The 21478-nt window shown below is 68.6% G+C and carries 19 protein-coding genes; 7 read left to right on the forward strand and 12 right to left on the reverse strand.

The window, feature by feature from the left end; translation table 11 throughout:
• Positions 1 to 3 precede the first annotated feature (3 nt).
• The 4 genes from IPU70_RS30810 to IPU70_RS30825 form a co-directional block, all read right to left on the reverse strand.
• On the reverse strand, positions 4 to 3228 hold the full coding sequence (locus IPU70_RS30810; RefSeq protein WP_207473184.1) for an error-prone DNA polymerase: 3225 nt from the start codon (positions 3226 to 3228) through the stop codon (positions 4 to 6).
• A 6-nt stretch (positions 3229 to 3234) separates the two neighbouring features.
• On the reverse strand, positions 3235 to 4704 hold the full coding sequence (locus tag IPU70_RS30815) for a DNA polymerase Y family protein (protein WP_207473185.1): 1470 nt from the start codon (positions 4702 to 4704) through the stop codon (positions 3235 to 3237).
• Entirely contained in the window at positions 4634 to 5338 is a 705-nt protein-coding gene (gene imuA / locus IPU70_RS30820) for a translesion DNA synthesis-associated protein ImuA (protein ID WP_207473193.1), read from the reverse strand. Before imuA ends, IPU70_RS30815 begins: the two co-directional genes overlap by 71 nt.
• Before the next feature lie 217 nt (positions 5339 to 5555).
• Entirely contained in the window at positions 5556 to 7091 is a 1536-nt protein-coding gene (locus tag IPU70_RS30825) for an amino acid permease (RefSeq protein WP_256439257.1), read from the reverse strand.
• A gap of 183 nt (positions 7092 to 7274) precedes the next feature.
• Here IPU70_RS30825 and ypfH point away from each other — a divergent pair, with 183 nt between their 5' ends.
• Positions 7275 to 7979, forward strand: a complete 705-nt coding sequence (gene ypfH, locus IPU70_RS30830) for an esterase (RefSeq protein WP_013394152.1) — start codon at positions 7275 to 7277, stop codon at positions 7977 to 7979.
• Here the strand turns inward: ypfH and IPU70_RS30835 are convergent, their stop codons facing one another.
• The 6 genes from IPU70_RS30835 to queE all read right to left on the reverse strand — a co-directional run bounded on the left by IPU70_RS30835 (position 7980) and on the right by queE (position 14229).
• The gene (locus tag IPU70_RS30835) at positions 7980 to 9401 is read right to left on the reverse strand and encodes an efflux transporter outer membrane subunit (RefSeq protein ID WP_207473194.1); all 1422 of its coding nucleotides are present in this window, start codon (positions 9399 to 9401) and stop codon (positions 7980 to 7982) included.
• 53 nt (positions 9402 to 9454) lie between these two features.
• Positions 9455 to 10369, reverse strand: a complete 915-nt coding sequence (locus IPU70_RS30840) for an HlyD family secretion protein (protein WP_013394150.1) — start codon at positions 10367 to 10369, stop codon at positions 9455 to 9457.
• A gap of 2 nt (positions 10370 to 10371) precedes the next feature.
• Positions 10372 to 12477 (reverse strand): FUSC family protein, encoded by a 2106-nt coding sequence (locus tag IPU70_RS30845; RefSeq protein ID WP_207473196.1) that lies wholly within the window; start codon positions 12475 to 12477, stop codon positions 10372 to 10374.
• Positions 12474 to 12950 (reverse strand): MarR family winged helix-turn-helix transcriptional regulator, encoded by a 477-nt coding sequence (locus IPU70_RS30850; RefSeq protein ID WP_013394147.1) that lies wholly within the window; start codon positions 12948 to 12950, stop codon positions 12474 to 12476. The genes IPU70_RS30845 and IPU70_RS30850 overlap by 4 nt, the downstream gene beginning before the upstream one ends.
• Positions 12951 to 13124: 174 nt before the next feature.
• The gene (queD, locus tag IPU70_RS30855; RefSeq protein WP_207473204.1) at positions 13125 to 13568 is read right to left on the reverse strand and encodes a 6-carboxytetrahydropterin synthase QueD; all 444 of its coding nucleotides are present in this window, start codon (positions 13566 to 13568) and stop codon (positions 13125 to 13127) included.
• Between the two features lie 28 nt (positions 13569 to 13596).
• Positions 13597 to 14229 carry a 7-carboxy-7-deazaguanine synthase gene (queE, locus tag IPU70_RS30860; RefSeq protein WP_207473205.1) on the reverse strand — a complete coding sequence of 211 codons (633 nt, stop codon included), beginning with the start codon at positions 14227 to 14229 and terminating at the stop codon, positions 13597 to 13599.
• A gap of 93 nt (positions 14230 to 14322) precedes the next feature.
• Between queE and arfB the strand changes: the two genes are divergently transcribed.
• On the forward strand, positions 14323 to 14739 hold the full coding sequence (gene arfB, locus IPU70_RS30865; protein WP_013394144.1) for an alternative ribosome rescue aminoacyl-tRNA hydrolase ArfB: 417 nt from the start codon (positions 14323 to 14325) through the stop codon (positions 14737 to 14739).
• 2 nt (positions 14740 to 14741) lie between these two features.
• Positions 14742 to 15425 carry a DUF2238 domain-containing protein gene (locus IPU70_RS30870; RefSeq protein ID WP_207473207.1) on the forward strand — a complete coding sequence of 228 codons (684 nt, stop codon included), beginning with the start codon at positions 14742 to 14744 and terminating at the stop codon, positions 15423 to 15425.
• Here IPU70_RS30870 and IPU70_RS30875 read toward each other — a convergent pair.
• The gene (locus IPU70_RS30875) at positions 15397 to 16338 is read right to left on the reverse strand and encodes a LysR substrate-binding domain-containing protein (RefSeq protein ID WP_207473209.1); all 942 of its coding nucleotides are present in this window, start codon (positions 16336 to 16338) and stop codon (positions 15397 to 15399) included. The two genes, IPU70_RS30870 and IPU70_RS30875, sit on opposite strands and share 29 nt — an antisense overlap.
• Before the next feature lie 131 nt (positions 16339 to 16469).
• Between IPU70_RS30875 and IPU70_RS30880 the strand changes: the two genes are divergently transcribed.
• The 4 genes from IPU70_RS30880 to IPU70_RS30895 all read left to right on the forward strand — a co-directional run bounded on the left by IPU70_RS30880 (position 16470) and on the right by IPU70_RS30895 (position 20517).
• Positions 16470 to 17456: a tripartite tricarboxylate transporter substrate binding protein gene (locus tag IPU70_RS30880; RefSeq protein WP_207473211.1), complete on the forward strand. Its 987-nt coding sequence runs from the start codon at positions 16470 to 16472 to the stop codon at positions 17454 to 17456.
• Between the two features lie 27 nt (positions 17457 to 17483).
• Positions 17484 to 18893 (forward strand): amidase family protein, encoded by a 1410-nt coding sequence (locus IPU70_RS30885; protein WP_207473213.1) that lies wholly within the window; start codon positions 17484 to 17486, stop codon positions 18891 to 18893.
• A 175-nt stretch (positions 18894 to 19068) separates the two neighbouring features.
• A complete protein-coding gene (locus IPU70_RS30890) occupies positions 19069 to 19416 on the forward strand; it encodes a helix-turn-helix transcriptional regulator (protein WP_207473215.1) in 348 nt (115 codons plus the stop codon).
• A 48-nt stretch (positions 19417 to 19464) separates the two neighbouring features.
• Complete coding sequence (locus IPU70_RS30895) at positions 19465 to 20517, forward strand: alkene reductase (protein WP_207473217.1); 1053 nt, start codon at positions 19465 to 19467, stop codon at positions 20515 to 20517.
• 16 nt (positions 20518 to 20533) lie between these two features.
• On the opposite strand, the gene IPU70_RS30900 is transcribed toward IPU70_RS30895, so the two are convergent.
• On the reverse strand, positions 20534 to 21382 hold the full coding sequence (locus IPU70_RS30900; protein WP_207473220.1) for a CPBP family intramembrane glutamic endopeptidase: 849 nt from the start codon (positions 21380 to 21382) through the stop codon (positions 20534 to 20536).
• Between the last annotated feature and the right edge of the window lie 96 nt (positions 21383 to 21478).

Raw genomic sequence — 21478 nt, forward strand, 5'->3', positions numbered from 1 at the left:
CGGTCAGTGGAAATTGCGGCTCTGGGTGTTCAAGTCGCCCAGCAGTTCGGACAAATCCACCAGCCGTTGCGCGATCAGATGGCGCACGCCGTCCACGCTTTGCCAGGACCCATAGACGCCCAGCAGCGAGGCCCCCAGCAGTTCCCGGCGCTGGCGTTCTATGAGTTCCGTACGCACGACCACGTTGACGGGGCCGGTCTCGTCTTCCAGCGTGACGAAGATCACCCCCTTGGCGGTTTGCGGGCGCTGGCGCACCGTGACGATGCCGCAGGCGCGCGCCACGCGCTTGTCGGGGTAGCCGTTCAACACCGAGGCGGGCTGGAAATTGCGCGCTGCCAGTTGGGGGCGCAGCAGGGCCACGGGGTGGCTGTGCAGGGTCAGGCCCACGCTGCGGTAGTCGGCCGCCACGGTCTGGCCCTCGGTAGGGGCGGACAGTTGCGGCGCCTGGGTTTCCTGGATGGCGGCGTCGCGCAGCAGGTCGCGGCTCTGCACGCTGGCGGCGGCTTCCCAGCTGGCCTGGCGGCGGTGGCCGGCCAAGGTGCGCAGGGCGTCGCCGGCGGCCAGCGCGTTGAGGTCGTGGCGGGTGAGGGCGGCGCGGCGGGCCAGGTCGCCGGTGTCGGCAAAGGGGGCGGCGGCGCGCGCGTCCTCGATGCGCCGGGCGGCGTCTTCGCGCATGCCCTGGATCAGGCTCAGTCCCAGCCTGACGGCGGGGCGGGGGCCGTCGGTGGAGGGCGCGTGCGGATGCGTGGTACGGCGGGCGCCGGGATGGCCCTCGGGCAGGGTTTCCAGCGCCGAGTTCCAGCCGCTGATCATGACGTCCGGCGGCAGTACGCAGACGCCGTGGCGGCGGGCGTCCTGCACCAGTTGCGCGGGGGCGTAGAAGCCCATGGGCTGGGAATTGAGCAGGGCGGCCAGGAAGGCTTCGGGCTCGTGTCGCTTGAGCCACGAGCTGGCATAGGCCAGCAGGGCGAAGCTGGCGGCGTGGCTTTCGGGGAAGCCGTATTCGCCGAAGCCTTCGATCTGCCGGAACAGCGCTTCGGCGAAATCCAGTTTGTAGCCATGGGCCAGCAGGCCGCCGACCAGCTTGGTACGGTATTTGTCCACGCCGCCCTTGCGCTTCCAGGCCGCCATGGAGCGGCGCAATTGGTCGGACTCGCCGGGCGTGAAGCCAGCGGCCACGACGGCGATCTGCATGACCTGTTCCTGGAAGATGGGCACGCCCATGGTGCGGCTGAGCACACCGCGCACTTTTTCGCTGGGATAGGTTTCGGGCTCCTTGCCCTGGCGGCGGCGCAGGTAGGGATGGACCATGCCGCCCTGGATCGGGCCGGGCCGCACGATGGCCACCTGCACCACCAGGTCGTAGTATTGGCGCGGACGCAGGCGCGGCAGCATGGTCATCTGGGCGCGGGATTCGATCTGGAACACGCCTATGGTGTCGGCGTCGCAGATCATGTCGTAGGTGGGCGTGTCGTCCGGCGGGATGTCCTGCAGCCGCAAGGGCTGGCCGCGGCGCTGGCCGGCCAGCTCCAGCGTGCGGCGCAGCGCCGACAGCATGCCCAGCGCCAACACGTCCACCTTCAGCAGGCCGAGTGCGTCCAGGTCGTCCTTGTCCCATTGCACGACGCTGCGGTCTGCCATGGCGGCGTTCTCGATGGGCACCAGGCGCGACAGCTTGCCGCGTGAAATCACGAAGCCGCCGGGGTGCTGCGACAGGTGGCGCGGAAAGCCCATCAGTGTCTGCGCCAGCGATGCCCACTGCCGCGCCACCTGCGATTCCGGGTCCAGGCCGCAAGCGCCCAGGGTGCGCAGCATTTCCTTCTTGCCGTCCCACCATTGGTGGGCGCGCGCGACGGCGTCGATGACACCGAGGTCCACGCCCAGCGCGCTGCCGGTATCGCGCAATACGCTGCGCGGGCGGTAGGAGATGACCACGGCGGTCAGCGCGGCGCGCTCGCGGCCATATTTGCCGTAGATGTACTGGATCACTTCTTCGCGGCGCTGGTGCTCGAAGTCCACGTCGATGTCGGGCGGCTCGTTGCGTTCCTTGCTGATGAAGCGTTCGAAGAGGTTGTTGCCGCGCACCGGGTCCACTTCGGTAATGCCCAGGCAATAGCAGACGGCCGAGTTGGCGGCCGACCCTCGGCCCTGGCACAGGATGCCCTGGCCGCGGGCGAACTGGACGATGTCGTAGACCGTCAGGAAATAGGCTTCGTAGTGCAGGTCCGTGATCAGGGCCAGTTCTTTTTCGATCTGGGTGGTGACGCTGTCCGGCGTGCCCAAAGGAAAGCGGCGGGCGGCTCCGGCCAGGGTTTCCTGGCGCAGATAGGTCGCCGGCGTGTGGCCGCGCGGAATGATCTCGTCCGGGTACTCGTAGCGCAGTTCGTCCAATGAGAAGGCGCAGCGGCGGGCCACGGCCAGCGTCTGGGCCATCGCTTGCGGCGGGTACAGGTTGGCCAGGCGCATGCGCGTGCGCAGGTGCTGCTCGGCGTTGCCGGACAGTTCGTAGCCGCATTGCGACACCGGCTGGCGGGTGCGGATGCCGGTCAGCGTGTCGTGCAACGGCTTGCGTGAACGCAGGTGCATCTGTACCTGGCCCAGCGCCACGATGGAGAGTTCCGCGGCCTGCGCGGCGTGTTCGACCGCGGCGCGGTGCAGGTCGTCGCGGGAGCGGTGCAGCAGGGTCAGCCCGACCCAGGCGCGGTGGGGGAAGACGCGCGCCAGCCAGCGCGCCTGCTCGGCCATGCGGTCGGCATCGGTGCCGTAGGCGGGGCTCAGGATGGCCAGGCATTCGGGCAGGTGGCGCAGATGGGCGTAGCCCGCGGGCGGATCGGTGAGGTCTTCGGGCGCCAGCCGGTATTCGCCCTTGGGCGCGCGGGTACGGGCCAGGGTGATCAATTCGGACAGGTTGCCGTAGCCCTCGCGGGTCTGCGCCAGCAGGGTCAGGCCCAGCGGCGCGGCGTCGGGCGCGGCGCGCAGCTGGAAGGTGGCGCCGATGATGAGCGGCAGCTTGCGGGTCTTGGCTTCCACGTGGGCGCGGACCACGCCCGCCAGCGAACATTCGTCGGTGATGGCGAGCGCGGCGTAACCCAGCTCGGCGGCGCGGTCGATCAGTTCCTCCGGGTGCGAAGCGCCCTGCAGGAAAGAAAAATTGGACTGGCATTGCAGCTCGGCGTAGCCGGGCAGCTGCGCCAGGATGCCGGGGGTATCGTCGTCGTCCATGCCCATGCCGCTTCAGGCGTAGAGCCCGTGCAGGAACCAGCGGGCGTGCTCGTCGTCGCGCTCGCGGTAGATCCAGTAACGCGCGGCGGCGGCGTCCTCGGCGACGAAGTAGTCGCGTACGGTCAGGGCCGGATCCCACCAGCCGCTTTCGATGCGTTCGGGGCCGCGCATCAGCCGCAGCGCCTGACCGCCGTACTGCGGGCGATGGCCGGACAGCTTCAAGGGTAGCGGCGGGTCCAGCAGCCAGAAGGGCCGGTCCAGCAGGACGGGCAGGGGGGCGGGCCGCTGGGGCGGCGACAGCGCGTCGCCCCAGGCGTTGGCGGCCTCGGGGCGGTGATCGGGAACCGGATGGGCGTGGCGCACCTGGTCGCGCCCCAGCCGCGCCACCAGCAGGTCCAGCAGCCGGGCATGGTCGGCGGGCGTGCCGCCGGGCTCGGGGAACAGGGTGGTGCTGGCGGCGGGCTGCTCGACCGTGTCGGGCGCCAGCAGCATCACGGCGATCACGGGCGCTTCCAGCGTGAAGCGGGCCAGCTTTTCCCGCAGCAGGTGGAGGATCTGCGGCGCCTGCCACACCGGCTGGGCCAGGGCCAGCTCCAGTTCGGTGGGCGGCCGGGCGTGGCGGCCGCGTTCGTGTTCCATGCTGAGCACCACGCGGCGCACCGCCAGTTGCCGGGCGCTGAGCCAGCCGCCCAGCTGCTCGGCCAGGCGGCGCGCCACCGCCAGCACCGCGTCGGTGTGCTCGACGTAGTCGGTGAGTTCGATGCGGCGCGAGAACTGATGCGGCGGTTCGATCCAGCGATACAGTTCGGGCGCCTGGCCGTAGGCGGTGTCCAGCGCTTGCAGCAGTTCGGGCGCGCTGCGCCGTTGCAGGCCCGCGCGCGGCAGGGCGCGCAGGTCAGCGAGGGTATGGCAGCCGATGTCGTCGAGCCAGTCGCGGCGGGCCTGCGCCTGCGGCAGCAAGGCCAGGGGCAGGGCGTCCAGCCGCCGGGTCAGCGTGGGCAGGGTCAGGGTGCGCCGGGGCGCGCGCCGGCCGGGGCTGCGCGCCAGCAGCCAGGCGCCGGCGGCGGTCGGCGCCATGCCTAGCGAGACGCGCAGGTCCAGGGCGCGCAAGGTAGCCGTCACCCGCTGGTGCAGCGCTTTCGGGCCGCGGAAGAACATCAGGCTGGCGCCCACGTTCAGGAGTAGGGTGTCGCCGTCGGCCAGGGCGACTTCGGGCGTGTATTGCAGCAGGGCCAGCGCCGCGCCCTGCAAGGCGTCGGCCTCGGCCTGGACATCGCGGGGCAGCAGCTCGACCTCGGGGGCGATGGCGGCCGCGCCGGCGCGGCGCATGCCCGGCTTGACGCCGGCCCGGCGGGCGGCGGGCGTCAGGGCGGCGACGCGTTCCTGTTCCAGGACCGCGAACGCCTGCCCCTCAAGCGGCCAGTGCGGGCGCAGTGCGTCCAGCGGCAGGCAGCGCAGGAAGGCGGCGATCCAGAGGCGCATGGCGGGGAGAAACAGGGGTGGGGGCGCCGGAGTCCAGGCCCACGTATAAGGGGGTGTCGCAGGCAGGCCCGCGGCGCTTCAGGATGTGTACGGACAGGCCGCCCGCGGCCGGCGCAAGCGCCAGCCGCAAGGGGGCGGGCGTGGCGTTCTGCGCCGCGCTGCTGGGGCGCACGGCGATGAACAGCAGGTCGCTGGCCTGGGCGGCCAGGTGCAGGCGGCGCAGGGATTCGGGGCGCACGTGGGGCAGCCAGCAGATCAGGGCGCCGCAGCTGCCGTTCTTCAGGATCTGTTCGGCGGCCCAGAGCGCGTCCACGGGTTTTTCCGGCGCCACCCAGAGCAATTGGCGCGGATCCAGCCGCCAGCTCATCCAGCTGGCGATGTGGGGCGCGTGCGGCGGCTGCACCAGGGCGATGGCGCGGCGCGTCTCCAGTTGGGCCAAGGCCGGACGCAGCAGGCGGATTTCTCCGATGCCCGGGTGCGGGGCCATCAATTCGATCAGGGAACCCAGCGGCCAGCCGCCGTCCGGCAGCTCGGCGGACAGCGCGGCATGCCCGGTGGGCAGGGTGCGGGCGGCGCTTTGGGCCAACTGGGTGGCGCGCCACAACGCGGGATGGATACGTTCTGGGGACTGCATGGCAATCGGTTCCTGGATGGCAGGAACCGGGGTAGTGGCCGATGCGTCATTATAGCTGTATGTATATACAGTAGTTAAAAGGGGCGGAGCGTGCCGCGAATAGTTTTGCGCCGGTAACGCCGTGGCCCAAAAGAAAACCCACCCGTACACCTTTCGATGCAGAGGGGTGGGCCGTGTTGAGTGCGATTTTAGTCGCTTCAGACACGCGGATCCACGGTCAAGCCCGGGCGTTCTCCGCGGTAGATACCGAGGTCTCCGTCCCCGCCGCGCGATCCAGATCCAGCCCATAAAACCGCATATCCTCGTACCGGATCCAGTGCGACTTGCGCACCAGCCGGTGGCCGATCCACAAGGCCAGGAACAGCGGAATCGCCAGGTAGGTGGAGATCACGCCGATCCAGTCGATGCGGTCTTGCAGGAAGGCCTGGTAATTCTGGCCCAGCGTGACCAGCAGGCACAGGACGAAGGCGAGCAGGGGGCCGAAGGGGAACAGGCCGGCCTTGTAGGGCAGGTCGGCGGTGTCGTAGCCGTGCTTCACATAGCCCTGGCGGAAGCGGTAATGGCTGACGGCGATGCTCAGCCACACGATGAATTCGGTCATGCCGGCGAAGTTCAGCAGCCAGATGTAGACGGCCTTGGGGCTGTATACCAGGCTGAACAGGCACAGGCAGGCCAGCAGCGCGGTGGCCATCAGCGCGTACAGGGGCACGCCGCTGCGGGTGACGCACCGGAACAGGGCGGGCGCCTGGCCTTCCACCGCCATGTTGAACAGCATCCGCGTCGCCGCGTACATGCCGGAATTGCCGGCCGACAGCACCGAGGTCAGGATCACCGCGTTCATCACGGTGGCCGCCGACAACAGCCCTGCGTGCTGGAACACCAGCGTGAAGGGGCTGACCGCGATGTCTTCCACTTCGTTGCGCAGCAGTTGCGGGTCGGTATAGGGCAGCAGCAGGCCGATGATCAGGATGGCCAGCACGTAGAACAGCAGGATGCGCCAGAACACGTGGTTGATCGCGCGCGGTACGTTGCGGCGGGGATTCTCGGATTCGCCGGCGGCCACGGCCACCAGTTCGGTGCCCTGGAACGAATAGGCCACCACCATCGCCACGCCCACCCAAGTGGCCGCGTTGCCCACGAAGGGCGCGTCGCCGACCGACCAGTTGGCCAGGCCCACCGGCGTGCCGCTGTGGATGATGCCGACCAGCATCGCCAGCCCGACGCCGATGAAGCACAGCACGGCCACGACCTTGATGATGGCGAACCAGTATTCGGCCTCGCCGAAGCTGCGCGCGGAAAAGGCGTTCAGGCCGAAGGTCAGGGCCAGGAAGGCCACGCTCCAGATCCAGCCGGGCGTGTCGGGGAACCAGTACGCCATGACCAGTTGCGCGGCGACCACGTCCACGGCCACCACCGTGGCCCAGCTGATCCAGAAGTTCCAGCCCAGCGCGAAGCCGAAGCCGCCGTCCACATAGCGCGAGGCATAGGTGCAGAAGGAGCCCGATACCGGCATGAAGGTGGCCAGTTCGCCCAGGCTGGTCATGATGAAGTAGACCATCAGGCCGATGGCCAGGTAGACCATCAGTGCGCCGCCCGGGCCGGCCTGGGCGATGGCCGCGCCGGAGGCCACGAACAGGCCGGTGCCGATGGCGCCACCTAACGCTATCATCGTGAGGTGGCGCGCCTTGAGCACGCGATGCAGCTGGTTCTGGCTGGCAGGCGTGGCGCCGGATTCTGTCGTCGGAGTTTGCATTGCTGGGTAGGTGGTTGCCGGGGCGGCGGACCCATCAGGCACGGGCATGCGGGCCTGCCCGCCGGGCAACGCCGCAAGCCAGCCGGTCCGTGGCGGTGCGGCAAAGGTTGCTTCAAGGCGCGCATTTTACAATGCGGCTATTCCGGGGTTGTTCGGCGGCCCCAGCCAGCACGGAGCGGTTTCATGGCGTCTTCCTCTTCTATCGAATTCCTTCCCGATGCCGGCGTCGACGTGCGCCAGCTGTTCATCCTGCTGCACGGCGTGGGCGGCACCCCCGCTGACATGCAGCCCCTGGCGCAGGCGGTGCGCGCGGCGTTCCCCAGCGCGGCGGTGCTGGTGCCCCAGGGTTTCGAGCCTTTCGACGGTGGCGGCGAGGGCCGGCAATGGTTCTCGGTGCGCGGCGTGACCGAGGAAAACCGCCCCGAGCGCGTGGCGCGGGCGCTGCCGCCCCTGGAAGCCTATATGCGCGAGGCGCAGGCCCGCTTCGGCCTGCTGCAATCGGACACGGCGCTGGCGGGTTTTTCGCAGGGCGCCATCATGGCGCTGGAACTGGTGCAGGCGCACGACGGCATGGCTGGCCGCGTGATCGCGTTTTCAGGCCGCTATGCGCAGCTGCCCAAGTCCGCGCCGCAATACACCACGCTGCACCTGCTGCATGGCGAGGCCGATCCCATCATGAGCGTGGACCACATCCAGGCCGCCCAGGCGCGCCTGAGCGAACTGCACGGGGATTCGACCATCGATATCGCCAGCAATGTGGGGCACGCGCTGCATCCGGCCCTGATCGAGCGCGCCATCGTGCGCCTGAAGACCTGCGTGCCGCTGCGCAGCTGGGAGGCCGCGCTGGGCCTGAACCAGACGCCGCCGGACGGCGCCTCGGTGCATTGATCACTTTTCCCAGCCGCCGCCCAGCGCCAGGAACAGCGCGATCTGGTCGTTGCTGAGGTCGGCCTGCGAGGCGGCCAGCGCGCTTTCATTGGTGGCCAGCGTGCGTTCGGCGTCCAATACCGTCAGGTAGTCGGTCTTGCCGTACTGGAACAGGCGGCTGGCCTGCGCGGCCGCCTCGGCGCTCTGGTCGCGCGCGGCGCGCAGGGCTGCGTCGCGGTCCAGCTGGCGCGCGTAGACCACCAAGGCACTTTCCGTTTCCCGCAAGGCGTTCAGCACGGTGGCGTCGAAGCGCGCCGCCGCGGCCTTGGTGCTGGCCTGCGCCTCGGCGATGCGGGCTTGGGCCGCGCCGGTGTTGGGGATGGTCCAGGAGATCAGCGGGCCGACGCTCCAGCTGAAGGTGCCGCGGTCGCCGAACATGCTGGCCGGGCCGCCCGAGGCGGACGACAGGCCCAGTGAGATCTTCGGATACAGGTCGGCCGTGGCCACGCCGATGCGGGCGGTGGACGCGGCCAGCGTGCGCTCGGCCTGGCGGATGTCCGGACGGCGGCGCAGCAGTTCGGCGCCATCGCCCACGGGGATGGTTTCGGTCAGGCGCGGCGCCTGGGCGCATTGCAGCAGCGCGGGCGAGATTTCACTTGGCGTCTGGCTCGTCAGCGCCGCCAGTCGGTACAGCGCAGTGCGCTGCTGGGCCTGGAACGGCGGCAGGTTGGCCTGCAATTGTTGTAGCTGGCTGCGGGCGCGAGTCACGTCCAATGTGGTGCCGCGGCCGGCGCGTTGCAACCGATCCACCGCGTCCAGGGATTGTTTCTGCACCTGCACCGAATGCTGGGCGGAAGCCAGCTGCATGCCGGCCGCGCACATATTGGCGTAGGCGCGGGCGGTTTCGGCGGCCACGGTGACGCGGGTGGCGTCGTAGGCGGCCTGCGCGGCCTGCTCGTCGCCGCTGGCCGCTTCCACGGCGCGGCGGATCTGGCCGAACAGGTCCAGCTGATACGACACGCTGGCGCCCATGGAATAGGACCAGCGGTTGGGCGGATCGATGCCGGGTTGCAGCTCCTGCAAGCCGGACACGTGGCCGAAAGTGGGCGAGGCATTGACGCCGATCGTGGGCTGTTGCTGCGCCTGGGTTTCCTTCACCGCGGCCTGGGCGCGTTCCAGGTTGGCGCTGGCGACGCGCAAGTCGGTGTTGGCCGCCAGGGCTTTTTCCACCAATCCGTCCAGCACGGGGTCGTCGTACAGGCGCCACCAATGGCCAGGCACCGCATCCTGCCGGAAGGCCGCGTTGCGCGCTTCCGTGAAAGGCGTTTGCGCGCTCTGCCGCTCGGCCACCGATCCGGCGGGCACCTGATAGTCAGGGCCTACGGTGGTGCATCCGGCCAGCGTCAGGGCCAGCAGCAGCGGCAGGAGGTGTCTGGTGTTCATGGTAATTACGGCTGTGCGTCGATTAGAGGTGAGAGGTTGAAAAAAAACGGCGATCAGGACGGCTGGTGAGCCTCGTTCAGCGCATGGGCCGGGCCGGAATCCACCGACACGGTGGCGGTCTGGCCGGCCACCAGGCGCACACCTTCGGGCACGTCGTCGATCTTCACGCGCACCGGGATGCGCTGCGCCAGGCGGACCCAGTTGAACGTGGGATTGACGTTGGGCAGCAGATTGGCGCCCGTGCTGCGGTCGCGGTCGGCGATGCCCATGGCGATGCTTTCCACATGGCCGCGGATATGGTGCGAATCGCCCATCAGCGTCACGGTGACGGGATCGCCTTCGTGGATGCCGGGCAGCTTGGTTTCCTCGAAATAGCCTTCGACATAGAACGAACCGGAATCCACCAGGGCCATCACGCCGCGGCCGGCGGTGGCGTAGGAGCCGGCGCGCAGGTCCAGGTTGGTGACACGGCCGTCGTTGACGGCCAGCACCCGGCTGCGGTCCAGGTTCAGGCGCGCGGTATTGAGCTGCACTTCGGCCTGGGCCAGCGCGGCCTCGGTCTGCTGCAGCTTGGTCTGGCTTTGTTCCAGCGCCTCGGCGGCGACCAATTGCCCCAGCGAGCGGTTGCGCTTGGCGTCGCGCACCGCCTGGTCGCGTGCCACCTGCGCCGACCGCACCGAGGCCTGGGCCTGATCAAAGGCCAGTTGGAAGCGCGCGCGGTCGATTTCGAACAGCACGTCGCCGGCTTTCACGTCCTGGTTGTCGTGCACCGGCACGCTGGTCACCAGGCCGGAAACATCGGGCGCGACCTGTACCACGTAGGCCTTGACGCGGCCGTCGCGGGTCCAGGGTTCGACTTCATAGTGCACCCAGAGCTGCCAGCCGGCGTAGGCGGCCGCGGCGACGACGACGGCGGTCACCGCGAACTTGCCGATGGCTGCGGGGCGCAGGGCATTTGGGAGTTTCATGCTTATCTCTGGAGTAAATAGGGGGAAATGAGGGATACGCCGTACAGCAGCACCACGAACAGCGCCAGGTCGAACAGCGCGGGGTGCCACACCAGGCGGTACAGCCCGGCGCGCGCCAGTACGCGGCGCAGGCCCACCAGGGCGACCACGGCGCGGTCGCGGGCGGCGGCGCCCGGGGGCGTGGCGGCCACGCTGGCCAGCGCGCGGTCGATCTGCGCCAGGAACTCGGGCGTCTTCTCGCCGACTTGCCAGGCCGAGCGGGCGTGGAAGAATCGGGCCAGACCGTCCAAGACCGGCTGGATGGCCGGTTCCGCCATGGGCAGGTGACGCCGGGCGCGCTGCAGTTCGGTGATGTCGCGGCCCACGCGCAGGTCCTTCAGCGCGTCGGCGGCGACGAGGTCGTCCGGACGCTGGGCCAGCGCCAGACGCGGCTGCAACAGGCCGATGCGGTCCAGCATGCGGGCGGCATAGGTGTGGCGCGAGGGCGCGCGCGGCGAGCTTGCCAGCGTTTCCAGTTCCTTCCAGTTGGCGGCCTGGATGCGGCGTGCGCTCCAGTCGGCGCTGACGGTGCGGAAGATGGCGGCGATGATGGCCGCCGTGGCCACGCCCATGCACTGCGCGACCTGCGTGTCGATGAAGGACACGATGTCGGCGGTGTTGGTGTCCTGCAGCGCCATGGTGCCGAGGAAGCCGAACAGCATCGCCATGGCCTTGCCGGCCGTGGCCGGACGGGCGATGAAGATGCCCAGCACGAAGGTCGTGGGCAGCATGGCCAGGGCCAGCATCTCGAACGAGTGCAGGGCGGGCATGATGCCCAGCAGGTATAGCGCCGACAGCGGAATCGAATACACCGTGTAGGTCAGGAACTGCATGATGCCGGGGACCGGGTTGTCCTGCGACGCGAAGAAGCAGCTGAAGATCGCGGCCATCAATGCGGCGGTGGCGCCGTTGCTCCAGGCCGTGCCGATCCAGAACGCGCAGCAGACCGAAATCGCCACGCCGGCGGCCAGGGCCGACAGCAGCGCCATGCCGCGGTCGCGGTGCAGCGCGGCGTTGGGCGCGGGTTTGGAGCGCGGCGCGCGCAGCGGCGCGCCGGCCAGGCCTGCGCGGATCTCGCGGCGCAGCGCCAGGCATTCGTCATAGGTGTCGACCAGTTCGCGCAGCCGCGTCATCAGGCTGGCCAGCAGCACGTCGCGCCAGCTGGAGCGGCTGTCGATGGCGGGCGTGAGCTGGGTCGCGGCGGCGCGCAACTGCACCGCGGTCTCGTGCGTGGCCTGGGCGCCGGCGTTGATCCATTCGGAAATGTCTGCCAGCAGGGCCGTGACCGGCTCCGGCAGCGGCTGGCCGCCGGCCTGCAGGGCGCGCATGCGGTCTTCCACGGCGGACACGGTAGGCGTCAGGGCCGCGATCTGGTCCTGCATGGCCCGTACCGCGCCCGAGGTCCAGCGCAGGTTGCTGGTGTCGAAAGGCACGTGGGTGGACATCAGGCGCAACTGGGTGATGTCGTTGGCCAGCACGCGGCGGTCGCGGTCCTTCTGTTCGGTGGCCTGGCCGCTGAGCGTGTCGTGCATCCAGTTGCGGGCGTCGCGCACGGCTTTGTCCAGCATCAGCGTCATGGCCGGGGCCAGGCCGCGCGGCAGCACGATGCTGTGGATCAGGGTGGCGCAGACGATGCCCAGGCTGATTTCCTCGACGCGGGCGAGCGCGGTGTCGAACACCAGGGCAGGAGCCGTCACGCTGGGAAAGCCGATCATCGCGGCGGTGTAGCCCGCCAGCATGAACAGGTACGAGCGCGGCGTGCGGTCCAGCACTGACAGGTACAGGCAGGCGCCCACCCACAGCACCATGGCGGCGGTCATCACTACCGGCGAATTCGACAGCCGCGGCACCAGATAGACGGTGGCGGCGGAGCCGAAGAAGGTGCCGGCCAGGCGATACAGCGCCTTGGAGCGCACCGCGCCCGACCAGGGTTGGGCCACGACATAGGCCGTGGTCATGGCCCAGAACGGACGCGGCAACCCCATGCTGTAAGCCAGGTAGAGCGCCATGATGGCGCTCAGGTAGCTCTTGAGCGAGAAGATGCTTTCGCGGACGTTGGGGAGTTTCACGCTTGTTCGTCCTGTGGCTGGGTGCCCGCGCCGCCGCGGCCCAGGGTGACTTTCAAGCTGTCGAAGACCCGCAGGCAGGCTTCCAGATCCGCTTCGCTCACGCCCCGGAACAGGCGGCGGCGCAAATCGACCAGCACGTCCTCGACCGTGGCGCGCAGCGCCTGGCCGGCGTCGGTCAGGTGCAGGGTCTTGGCGCGGCGGTCGTGTGGGTCTTCGCGGCGTTCCATCAGGCCGGCGGCGACCAACTGGTCCAGCACCCGCACCAGCGAGGGGCCTTCCACGCCCAGCGCCTCGGCCAATGCGCCCTGGCGCACGCCGTCTCCCAGCCGGCCGGCCAGGATCACGGGCCAGGCGGTGGCCTGGGACAGGCCGTAGTCGGCCAGGGCTTTGTCGGCGGCGCCGCGGTAGGCGCGCGACAGCACCATCAGGGCAGAGGTGGTGGCCATGAGCTGGGAGTCGGTGGGCGTATTCATGGAATAGATTGTATCCTATCTATTAGCTTACTAATAATTGAAAATGGCGATTATCTCCATGGATTTTCTCAATCGGGAAAATAGGGGGCGGGTTTCCCGTCTATGGAAAACCGAAGGTCAGGGGCCGGTGGCGAGGGAAAGACAGGCGCGGCAGCGGCGGCCGCGCCCCGGGGTTCAGCCGTTGCAGTCCGCCCAGCAGTTGGGCGTTTCGTACAGGCGCACGCGGGTCAGGCGCAGTTCGGCGCCGTAGTGGCCGTGATAGTGCGGCGCCAGGGTCTGGAAGACGATGGCGGCCAGGTTTTCGGCCGTGGGGATGCGGTCCAGCACCACGGTCTTGTGGCCGGGCAGGCTGTCCAGGAAGCCGCGCACCGCGGTGTCGCCCTCATAGACCAGGAAGGCATGGTCCCAGACGTCCACGATGTGGGTCTTGGCGATGTGCTTGATTTCGGAGAAATCCATCAGCATGCCGTTGTCGGATTCGCCGGGCGCCTGCACCACGTCGCCGGTCAGGGTGATTTCCAGCACATAGCGATGGCCGTGCAGGTTGCGGCACTGGCTGCGGTGGTCGGGAATACGGTGGCCGGCGTCGAACTCCAGCCTGCGGGTCACGGAAATCATGGCGCGCTCCGCAGGGGGCAAGGGTAAATCATGGAATGCCTATGTATTTGTGGGTCTGCAGGCTGAGCCGCCATTGCGGGTGCTGCATACAGTACTGGACGGCTTGCTCGGTGTTGGCCGCGCGCGCGGGGCCGTCCATGGGTTGCAGGAAGAAGTGGTCGAAGTCCAGGTGCGCAAAGGCTTCGGGGCGCGCGTTGGCTTGCGGATAGACCAGCTTGAGCTCGTCGCCGCGTTCCAGGACCACGGGCGCCGTGCCCTTGGGGCTGACGCAGATCCAGTCGATGCCGGCGGGCGGCTTGATGGTGCCATTGGTTTCGATGGCAATGGTGAAGCCGCGCGCGTGCACGGCCGTGAGCAGGGGCGCGTCCAGCTGCAGCAGCGGTTCACCACCGGTGAAGACCACGTAGCGATCAGTGGCGCCGGGGCCCCAGGCCGCGGCGATGGCGTCGGCCAGCAGGTCGGGCGTGGCGAACTTGCCGCCGCCTTCGCCGTCGGTGCCGATGAAGTCGGTGTCGCAGAAGGTGCAGGCGGCGCTGGCGCGGTCGCTTTCGCGGCCGGTCCAGAGGTTACAGCCGGCAAAGCGGCAGAAAACCGCCGCGCGGCCGGCGTGGGCGCCTTCGCCCTGCAGCGTCTTGAAGATTTCTTTGGCGGAATAAGTCATGGTGGTGCCGACGGCCGGATAAGGCCGGACCTCGGATAAATCAGGCAAAAGCGCATTATTTTACTTTGCGCGGCGCATCTATACTTGCGGCCTATGTTTCACGTCCAAGATTCCATCTACCTCGATGAACGCGACCTGGCGTTCACCATGATCCGCGCCCAGGGCGCGGGCGGCCAGAACGTCAACAAGGTGTCCAGCGCCGTGCACCTGCGTTTCGACGTGCGCGCCTCCAGCCTGCCCGAGGAAATCAAGGAAGCGTTGTGCGCGCTGAGCGATCACCGCGTCTCCAAGGACGGGGTCATCGTCATCAAGTCGCAGGCGTTCCGCAGCCAGGAAAAGAACCGCGCCGAAGCCATCGAACGCCTTATCTCCATGGTGCGCGCGGCGGCGCGCACCGACAAGCCGCGCCGCCCGACCAAGCCCACCCGCGCCTCGCAACGCCGACGCGTGCAGCGCAAGGTGCTGCACGGCGAAGTCAAGCGCCTGCGCGGCCGGGTCCAGGGAGACTGACCGTGGCCGACCCGCGCCGGCGCTACCTGTACACGCTGGGCGTGCTGTTCGCGCTCATCTGGACGGCATTGGCCATCGCGCCGCACGATCGCGCGGACTGGGCCCTGGAGAACGCGCTGGTGCTGGCTTTCGGCGCGGCGCTGTTCTTCACGCGCCGCTGGTTCGTGTTTTCGCGAACCTCGTACACGCTGATCTTTCTTTACCTGTGCCTGCATGCGGTCGGCGCGCATTACACCTATTCGCTGGTGCCTTATGACGACTGGTGGCGGGCGCTGACGGGCCATGGCTTCAACAGCATGGTCGGCTGGGAACGCAATAATTTCGATCGCGTAGTGCATTTTTCCTACGGCCTGCTGTTGGCTTATCCCATCCGCGAGATCTTCCTGCGCGTGGTCGAGGTGCGCGGCTTCTGGGCGTACTTCCTGCCCATGGACGTCACGCTGTCGACCTCGGCGCTCTACGAATTGCTGGAGTGGGGCGCCGCCGCCACCGTGGGCAGCGAACTGGGCGCGGCCTACCTGGGCACCCAGGGCGATATCTGGGACGCGCAGAAGGACATGGCGCTGGCGGCCGGGGGCGCGGTCATCGCCATGGCTATCACCGCTTTGGTCAACCGGCGCGCCCGCCGCGACCTGGCGCGCGATTGGGCCGACAGTCTCAAGCCGCGCCGCCAGCCTGGCGGTTAGCTACGGCACCTGCCTGGGTCAGTCGCTGGATGCGGCGCCGGAACAGGTCCGCCATGGTGGACGCCGCCAGCGACAGTGGCGTCCCCCGCAGCGTCATGATGCCTATGCTGGCGACCGGCATGGGCGCCTCCGTCAGGATTTGGCTGGCTTCAGCGCCGTAGGGCAGGATATCGAGCATGCCCGCCGGGCAGACGATCAACGCGTCGCTGCGGACCATCAGGTTCCACATCACCCCGAACGTATCGCAGTCGATGACGCGTTCGGGTGGCTTCAGGCCGTTTGCGCGCAAGCCTTGCAGAAAGGCGTCGGTGTGGCTGCCGCCCGAGGTGTTGAGCAGCCATTCGCAGCCCGCGATGTCGTGCCATCGCGTGGCGCCCGCCAGCGGATGCCCGCGGCGGCAGGCGACCATGAATTCGAGCGGCCGCAGTTCCTCGAAGTCGAATTCCTGCCCACCATGGTTGTCCGCCATGCTGGACGCCAACGCGAAATCCAGCGTGCCGTTGCGCAGCGCGGGCAGGACCGCCGCCAGCAAGCCTTCCGAGACCTTGAGTTTGGCCGCGGGCATGCTTTGCCTGAAATCGCTCAGCACCTCGGGCAGCACGCTCAGCATCACCATGGGCGTCACGCCCACGGCCACCCGCGCCTGGGCGCCGCTGAGCAACTGGCGGATGTCCTGGCGCGCCAGCGTGAGCTGGGCCTGGGCAAGCTGCGCGCGCACCGTCAGGTGCGCGCCGCATTCGGTGACCTCGATGCCCTGGGGGCTGCGCGTGAGCAGCGGCGCTTCGAGTTCCGTTTCCAGTTCCTTGATGGCCTTGGTCACCGCGGCCTGGCTCAGGTGCAGGCTGCGGGCGGCGGCCCGGATGCTGCGCAGTTCGGCGACCTTCAGCCAAGCCCGGAGATGGTGGTCTTTCATGCGTCCTCGATAGCGACAACTTGTAGTTGTCACCTTAACAAAGAAATAGCCTTATGCGCAGCGCGAGCGGTCTCTAAGCTTCAGGACGATAAGACTCGGTGCAGTCCCGTACTTCAGTTCAGGAGCAAGCCATGCAGATCTTTCCCCGTCGTGTCCGCCAAGCCATTTCTTTGTGCTTTGCCTTGCTGGGAGCGGCCGGCGCCGGCACGGCCCAGGCGGATTGGCCCGAGCGGCCGGTCAAGCTGATCGTGCCGTATGTGGCGGGATCCGGGCCCGACGTGGTGTTGCGGCCGATAGCCGATGCCCTGGGGCGCGAACTGGGCCAGCCGGTGATCGTCGACAACCGCGGCGGGGCGGGCGGCATCGTCGGCACCCAGGCCCTGGCCGCAGCGGCGCCGGACGGCTACACGATAGGCTTCGGCAATCTGGTGACGCTGGCAATCAACAAGAGCATGTATTCGAAGCTGCCTTATGACCCGCAACGCAGCCTTGCGCCCATCAGCCTTGCCATTAGCAATGCCCTGGTGCTGATCGCCCGCAACGACTTCCCGGCAAGCAATGTGCAGGACCTGATCAGCTATGCCAGGCAGCATCCTGGCAAGGTCAGCGTCGGTTCGTTGGGCGTGGGTTCCAGCGCCCACTTGGCGGGAGAAATGCTCAAGAGCGAAACCGGCACGACCATGCTGCACGTCCCTTACAAGAGCGGCCAGCAGGCGGTGGGCGACATCGTGGGCGGCCAGCTCGACGTGATGATCGATAACGTTGCAGGCGTGCTGCCCTTCATCCGCTCCGGCCAGGTCAAGGTGCTGGGCGCGACCAGCCTTGCGCGCGTGCCGGTCCTGCCGGGCGTGCCTACCGTCGACGAATCCGGCTTGAAGGGATTCGAAGTGGTGTCCTGGGGCGGCATCGTCGCGCCCGCCGGCACGCCCAAGCCCATCATCGACAAGCTCAATGCCGCCATCGCCAAGGCGCTGCGGGATCCCGCGGTCCTCAAGCTCAATGAAACGCTGTCCGTCGACGCGACGCCTTCCACGCCTGAGCAATTCGCCAGCCTCATCGCCACCGAGATTCCTCGCTGGGGCGAAATGGTGAAGCGCTCCGGCGCGTCGGCCGACTGAGCGCGTTCACAACCATCCGGAGCCATCATGACGAACCAACTCTGGCGCTGGAGCGCCGTCGACCTGGCCCAGGCCATCCGCAACCGGGACGTTTCCAGCCGCGAAGCCGTGCAGAGCTGCCTGCATCGAGCGGAACAGCTCAACCCGGTCTTCAACCCGTTGACGGGGATCTGCGCCGATCAGGCCCTGAAGGTGGCCGACGCCGCCGACGCTGCGGTGCGCGGGGGCGCGCCGCTAGGCATCCTGCACGGCGTGCCGGTGACGATCAAGGCCAATGCCGATCTGGCCGGATCGGCCACGACCAATGGCGTCGTCGCGTACCGCGACCTCATCGCAAGCGAGAACAATCCGGCGGTCGACAACTGGCTCAAGGCGGGCGCGGTCGTGATCGGCCGCAGCAACGTCCCGGCATTCTCCTGGCGCTGGTTCTCGGATAACGACCTGCATGGCCGCACCGTCAACCCGTTCGATGCCGCGCGCACGCCGGGCGGATCGAGCGGCGGCGCGGCCGTCGCCGCCGCCTTGGGCATGGGGCCGCTGGCGCATGGCAGCGACCAGGGCGGATCGATCCGTTACCCGGCCTATGCCTGCGGCGTGGCGGGGCTGCGGCCGTCGCAAGGCCGGGTGCCGGCCTACAACGCCACCCAGAAGTCGGAGCGCCCGGTCGCCTCCCAACTGGCCGCGACCCAGGGGCCATTGGGCCGCAGCATCGCCGATCTGCGGCTGGGCCTGGAAGCCATGTCTGCCGGCGATTCGCGCGATCCGTGGTGGGTGCCCGCGCCGCTGGATCTGCGGCGGCCCGGCGATAGCCGGCGGGTGGCGCTGTTCTGCGGCACCTCGGCCTTGCAGCCCGATCCCGCCGTAGCGGACGCCTTGCTGCGTGCCGCCAAAAGCCTGGAAGACGCAGGCTACATCGTGGAAACGGCGGCGCCGCCCAGGTTCGAGGAGGCCGCCGAGCTCTGGCGCAATGTGTTGATGAACGAGGCGTCCGGCTCCATGGGCCGCGAAATCGAGCGCGCCGGCGACGCGGCGATCCAGCGCGCGTACCGCAGCATGCTGGCCCATACCTCGTCCCTGGACAAGGACGGCTTGGTGCAGGCGCTGGCCATGCGCACCACGCTCCTGCGGGAGTGGGGCGCGTTCTTCGACCGCTATCCGGTTCTGCTCATGCCGGTGTCGTTCGAACGCCCGTTCCCGATCGACCAGGACCAGCAAGGCGACGCGGCCATGGGCGACATCCTGCGCGCCCAGAGCCCGCTGGTCTCGACCGCAATACTCGGCTTGCCGGGCCTGTCGGTCCCCGTCGGTCTGGCGGACGGCGTGCCGATGGGCGTCCAGCTGGTGGCGGGGCGTTTCCGGGAGGACCTGTGCCTGGCCGCGGGCGAGGCGATCGAGGCGCGCGCGGGGTGGTCCGTGTTGGACCGGTGCCCGGTCTGAGCGGCGCGGCGAGTGACGGGGAAGGGCGCCGCCGGGGTGGACAGCTTCTGGCGGATAGTTTCGGGCGGATAGCCTCGGGCGGACAGCCTCGGGCGGATAGCCCTGACCACCGCAGGGGTATGACTATATATCGAATAGTTCCGATATAAGATTCGATAAATTGCGATATTTGAATATGACTGCCCACACTTCCAGCCCAGATCCCGCCGCCGCGCTACCTGCCGTCGACGCCGACGCCATCCTCAAGGCGCTGGCCAATCCGGTGCGGCGCGACATCCTGACGTGGCTGAAGACGCCGCATGCGTACTTCGAGGAGCGCCCGGGCCATACGCTGGAGCATGGCGTATGCGCGGGTCACATCGATGAACGCTGCGGACTGTCCCAGTCCACCGTGTCCTCGCACCTGGCCGTTTTGCAGCGCGCGGGCCTGATTTCGGCCACCAAGGTGGGGCAGTGGATCTTCTACCGTCGCAACGAAGCCGTCATCGCCGCGTTCCTGCAGCGATTGAACCAGGATATGTAGCCCCGCTACGCCGCCAGCGGCCCCTCGTCCGGGGCCAAGGATTTACGCATGAACCAACTTTTCGAACCCCTGCGCGCAGGCGATCTGACGCTGCGCAACCGCATCGTCATGGCGCCCATGACGCGCATGCATTCCAGCCCGGGCCGCGTGCCCAATGAGCTGATGGTCGAGTACTACACCCAGCGCGCCGGCGCCGGCTTGATCCTGACCGAAGCCACGGCCGTCACGCCGCAAGGCGTGGGCTATGCCGATACGCCGGGCCTGTGGACCCCCGAGCAGGTCCAGGGCTGGCGCAAGGTCACGTCGTCGGTGCACCAGGCCGGCGGCCTGATCGTGGCGCAGCTCTGGCACGTGGGCCGCATTTCCGATCCCATGTTCCTGGACGGCGAACTGCCCGTGGCGCCCAGCGCCATCGCTGCCAAGGGCCACGTCAGCCACGTGCGCCCGCAGCGCGCCTATGTCACCCCGCGCGCGCTGGAAACGGCCGAGATTCCGGGTGTGGCCGAGGCTTACCGCCATGGCGCGAAGATGGCCATGGAGGCCGGTTTCGACGGCGTGGAAGTGCATGCCGCCAACGGCTATCTGCTGGACCAGTTCCTGCAGGACAGCACCAACCACCGCACTGACGCCTATGGCGGCTCGTTGGAAAACCGCGCGCGGCTGCTGCTGGAAGCGGTGGATGCCTGCATATCGGTATGGGGCGCGGGCCGCGTGGGCGTGCACCTGTCGCCGCGCGGGGATATCCACACCATGGGCGATTCCAATCCGGCCGCCACGTTCGGTTATGTGGCGCGCGAACTCGGCAAGCGCGGCATCGCCTTCCTGTGCGTGCGCGAGTACGAAGCCGCTGACAGCCTGGGCCCGATGCTCAAGGCCGAATTCGGCGGCACCTACATCGCCAACGAAGGATTCGGCCGCGAGTCCGCCGAGGCTGCCATCGCCGCGGGCCGGGCCGATGCGGTGGCCTTCGGCGTGCAGTACATCGCCAATCCGGACCTGGCGCGCCGCTTCGAACTCAAGGCGGCGCTGAACCGGCCCAACCCGGCCACCTTCTATGCGCCGGGCCCGGGGGGCTATACCGACTATCCGGCCCTGGCGTAGGTAAAAGGCCCAGCCTTCAGAGCGCGGCGCGCATCGGATAGGTGAACAAGCCGAAGTGCGCCGCGTTCAGGCCCAGGTGCGCCAGCACTCCCGCGGCCAGGCCGCCGTAGCGGTAGGCCAGGCCGTAGGCCGCGCCCGCCAAGCTGGCCAGCAGCATCCATTGCCAACCGCCCGCGTAATGCGCCAGGCCGAACAGCACGGCCGCGATGATCAATGCCGCCCAAGGCCCCCAGGCGCGGCCGCTCCACAAGTCCGTCAGCCGCTGCTGCAGGTAGCCGCGGAACAGCGCCTCTTCCGCCAGCGTTACCAGCAGGGCGTTGTTGATCAGCCAGATCCAGCCCGATGGCGGCCATTTGGGCGCCCAGCCCGCCACGCCCAGCGCCAGGGCGCAGCCCAGGCAGACGGCCACCGCGGCCGCGCAGGCCAGGAACGCCGACGACAGCGTTGCGCGGAAATCCGCTCCCGCCATCGGCGGCGCCATGGCCAGCACCACCCAGAACGCCACCAGCGGCTTGTCCAGGTTCAGGTACATGCCGAAAGGCACGGCGTCCGGACTCAGCGGCGCCGGCGCGATGACCTGCGGGTTGTGAAAGCCCGGCAGCAGATGCAGGAACAACAAGGCCGCCAACGCGATGAAGAGGGCGTGGCCAGCGGCGCGCGTCGTTGCGTTCGATGCCGATTGGACCAGCACCCCAGCCAGGATCAGCAGCGCAGGCCAGGCCAGCGCCACGGGATCTATCGTGCCCTTGGCCCAGGCCCAGGCGTAGGCGGCGGCCAACGGCGCCAGCGCCCAGCGCCGCGTGGCGGGCGGCCACAGCATGGCCGCAGCAAGAAACAGGGCGGACCAGGGACTAAGCAGGGGCATGGGTGTGGAGGAACCTCGAAAGCGCTGAGTGTAAACGCGGCCTGGCGCGAGGCGCACGGCCTCGACCCTGCGCCTCATCCCCTGACGCCGCGCCCC

The organism is Achromobacter sp. SD115 (assembly GCF_017355315.1).
Classification (GTDB): Bacteria; Pseudomonadota; Gammaproteobacteria; order Burkholderiales; family Burkholderiaceae_B; genus Achromobacter; species Achromobacter xylosoxidans_B.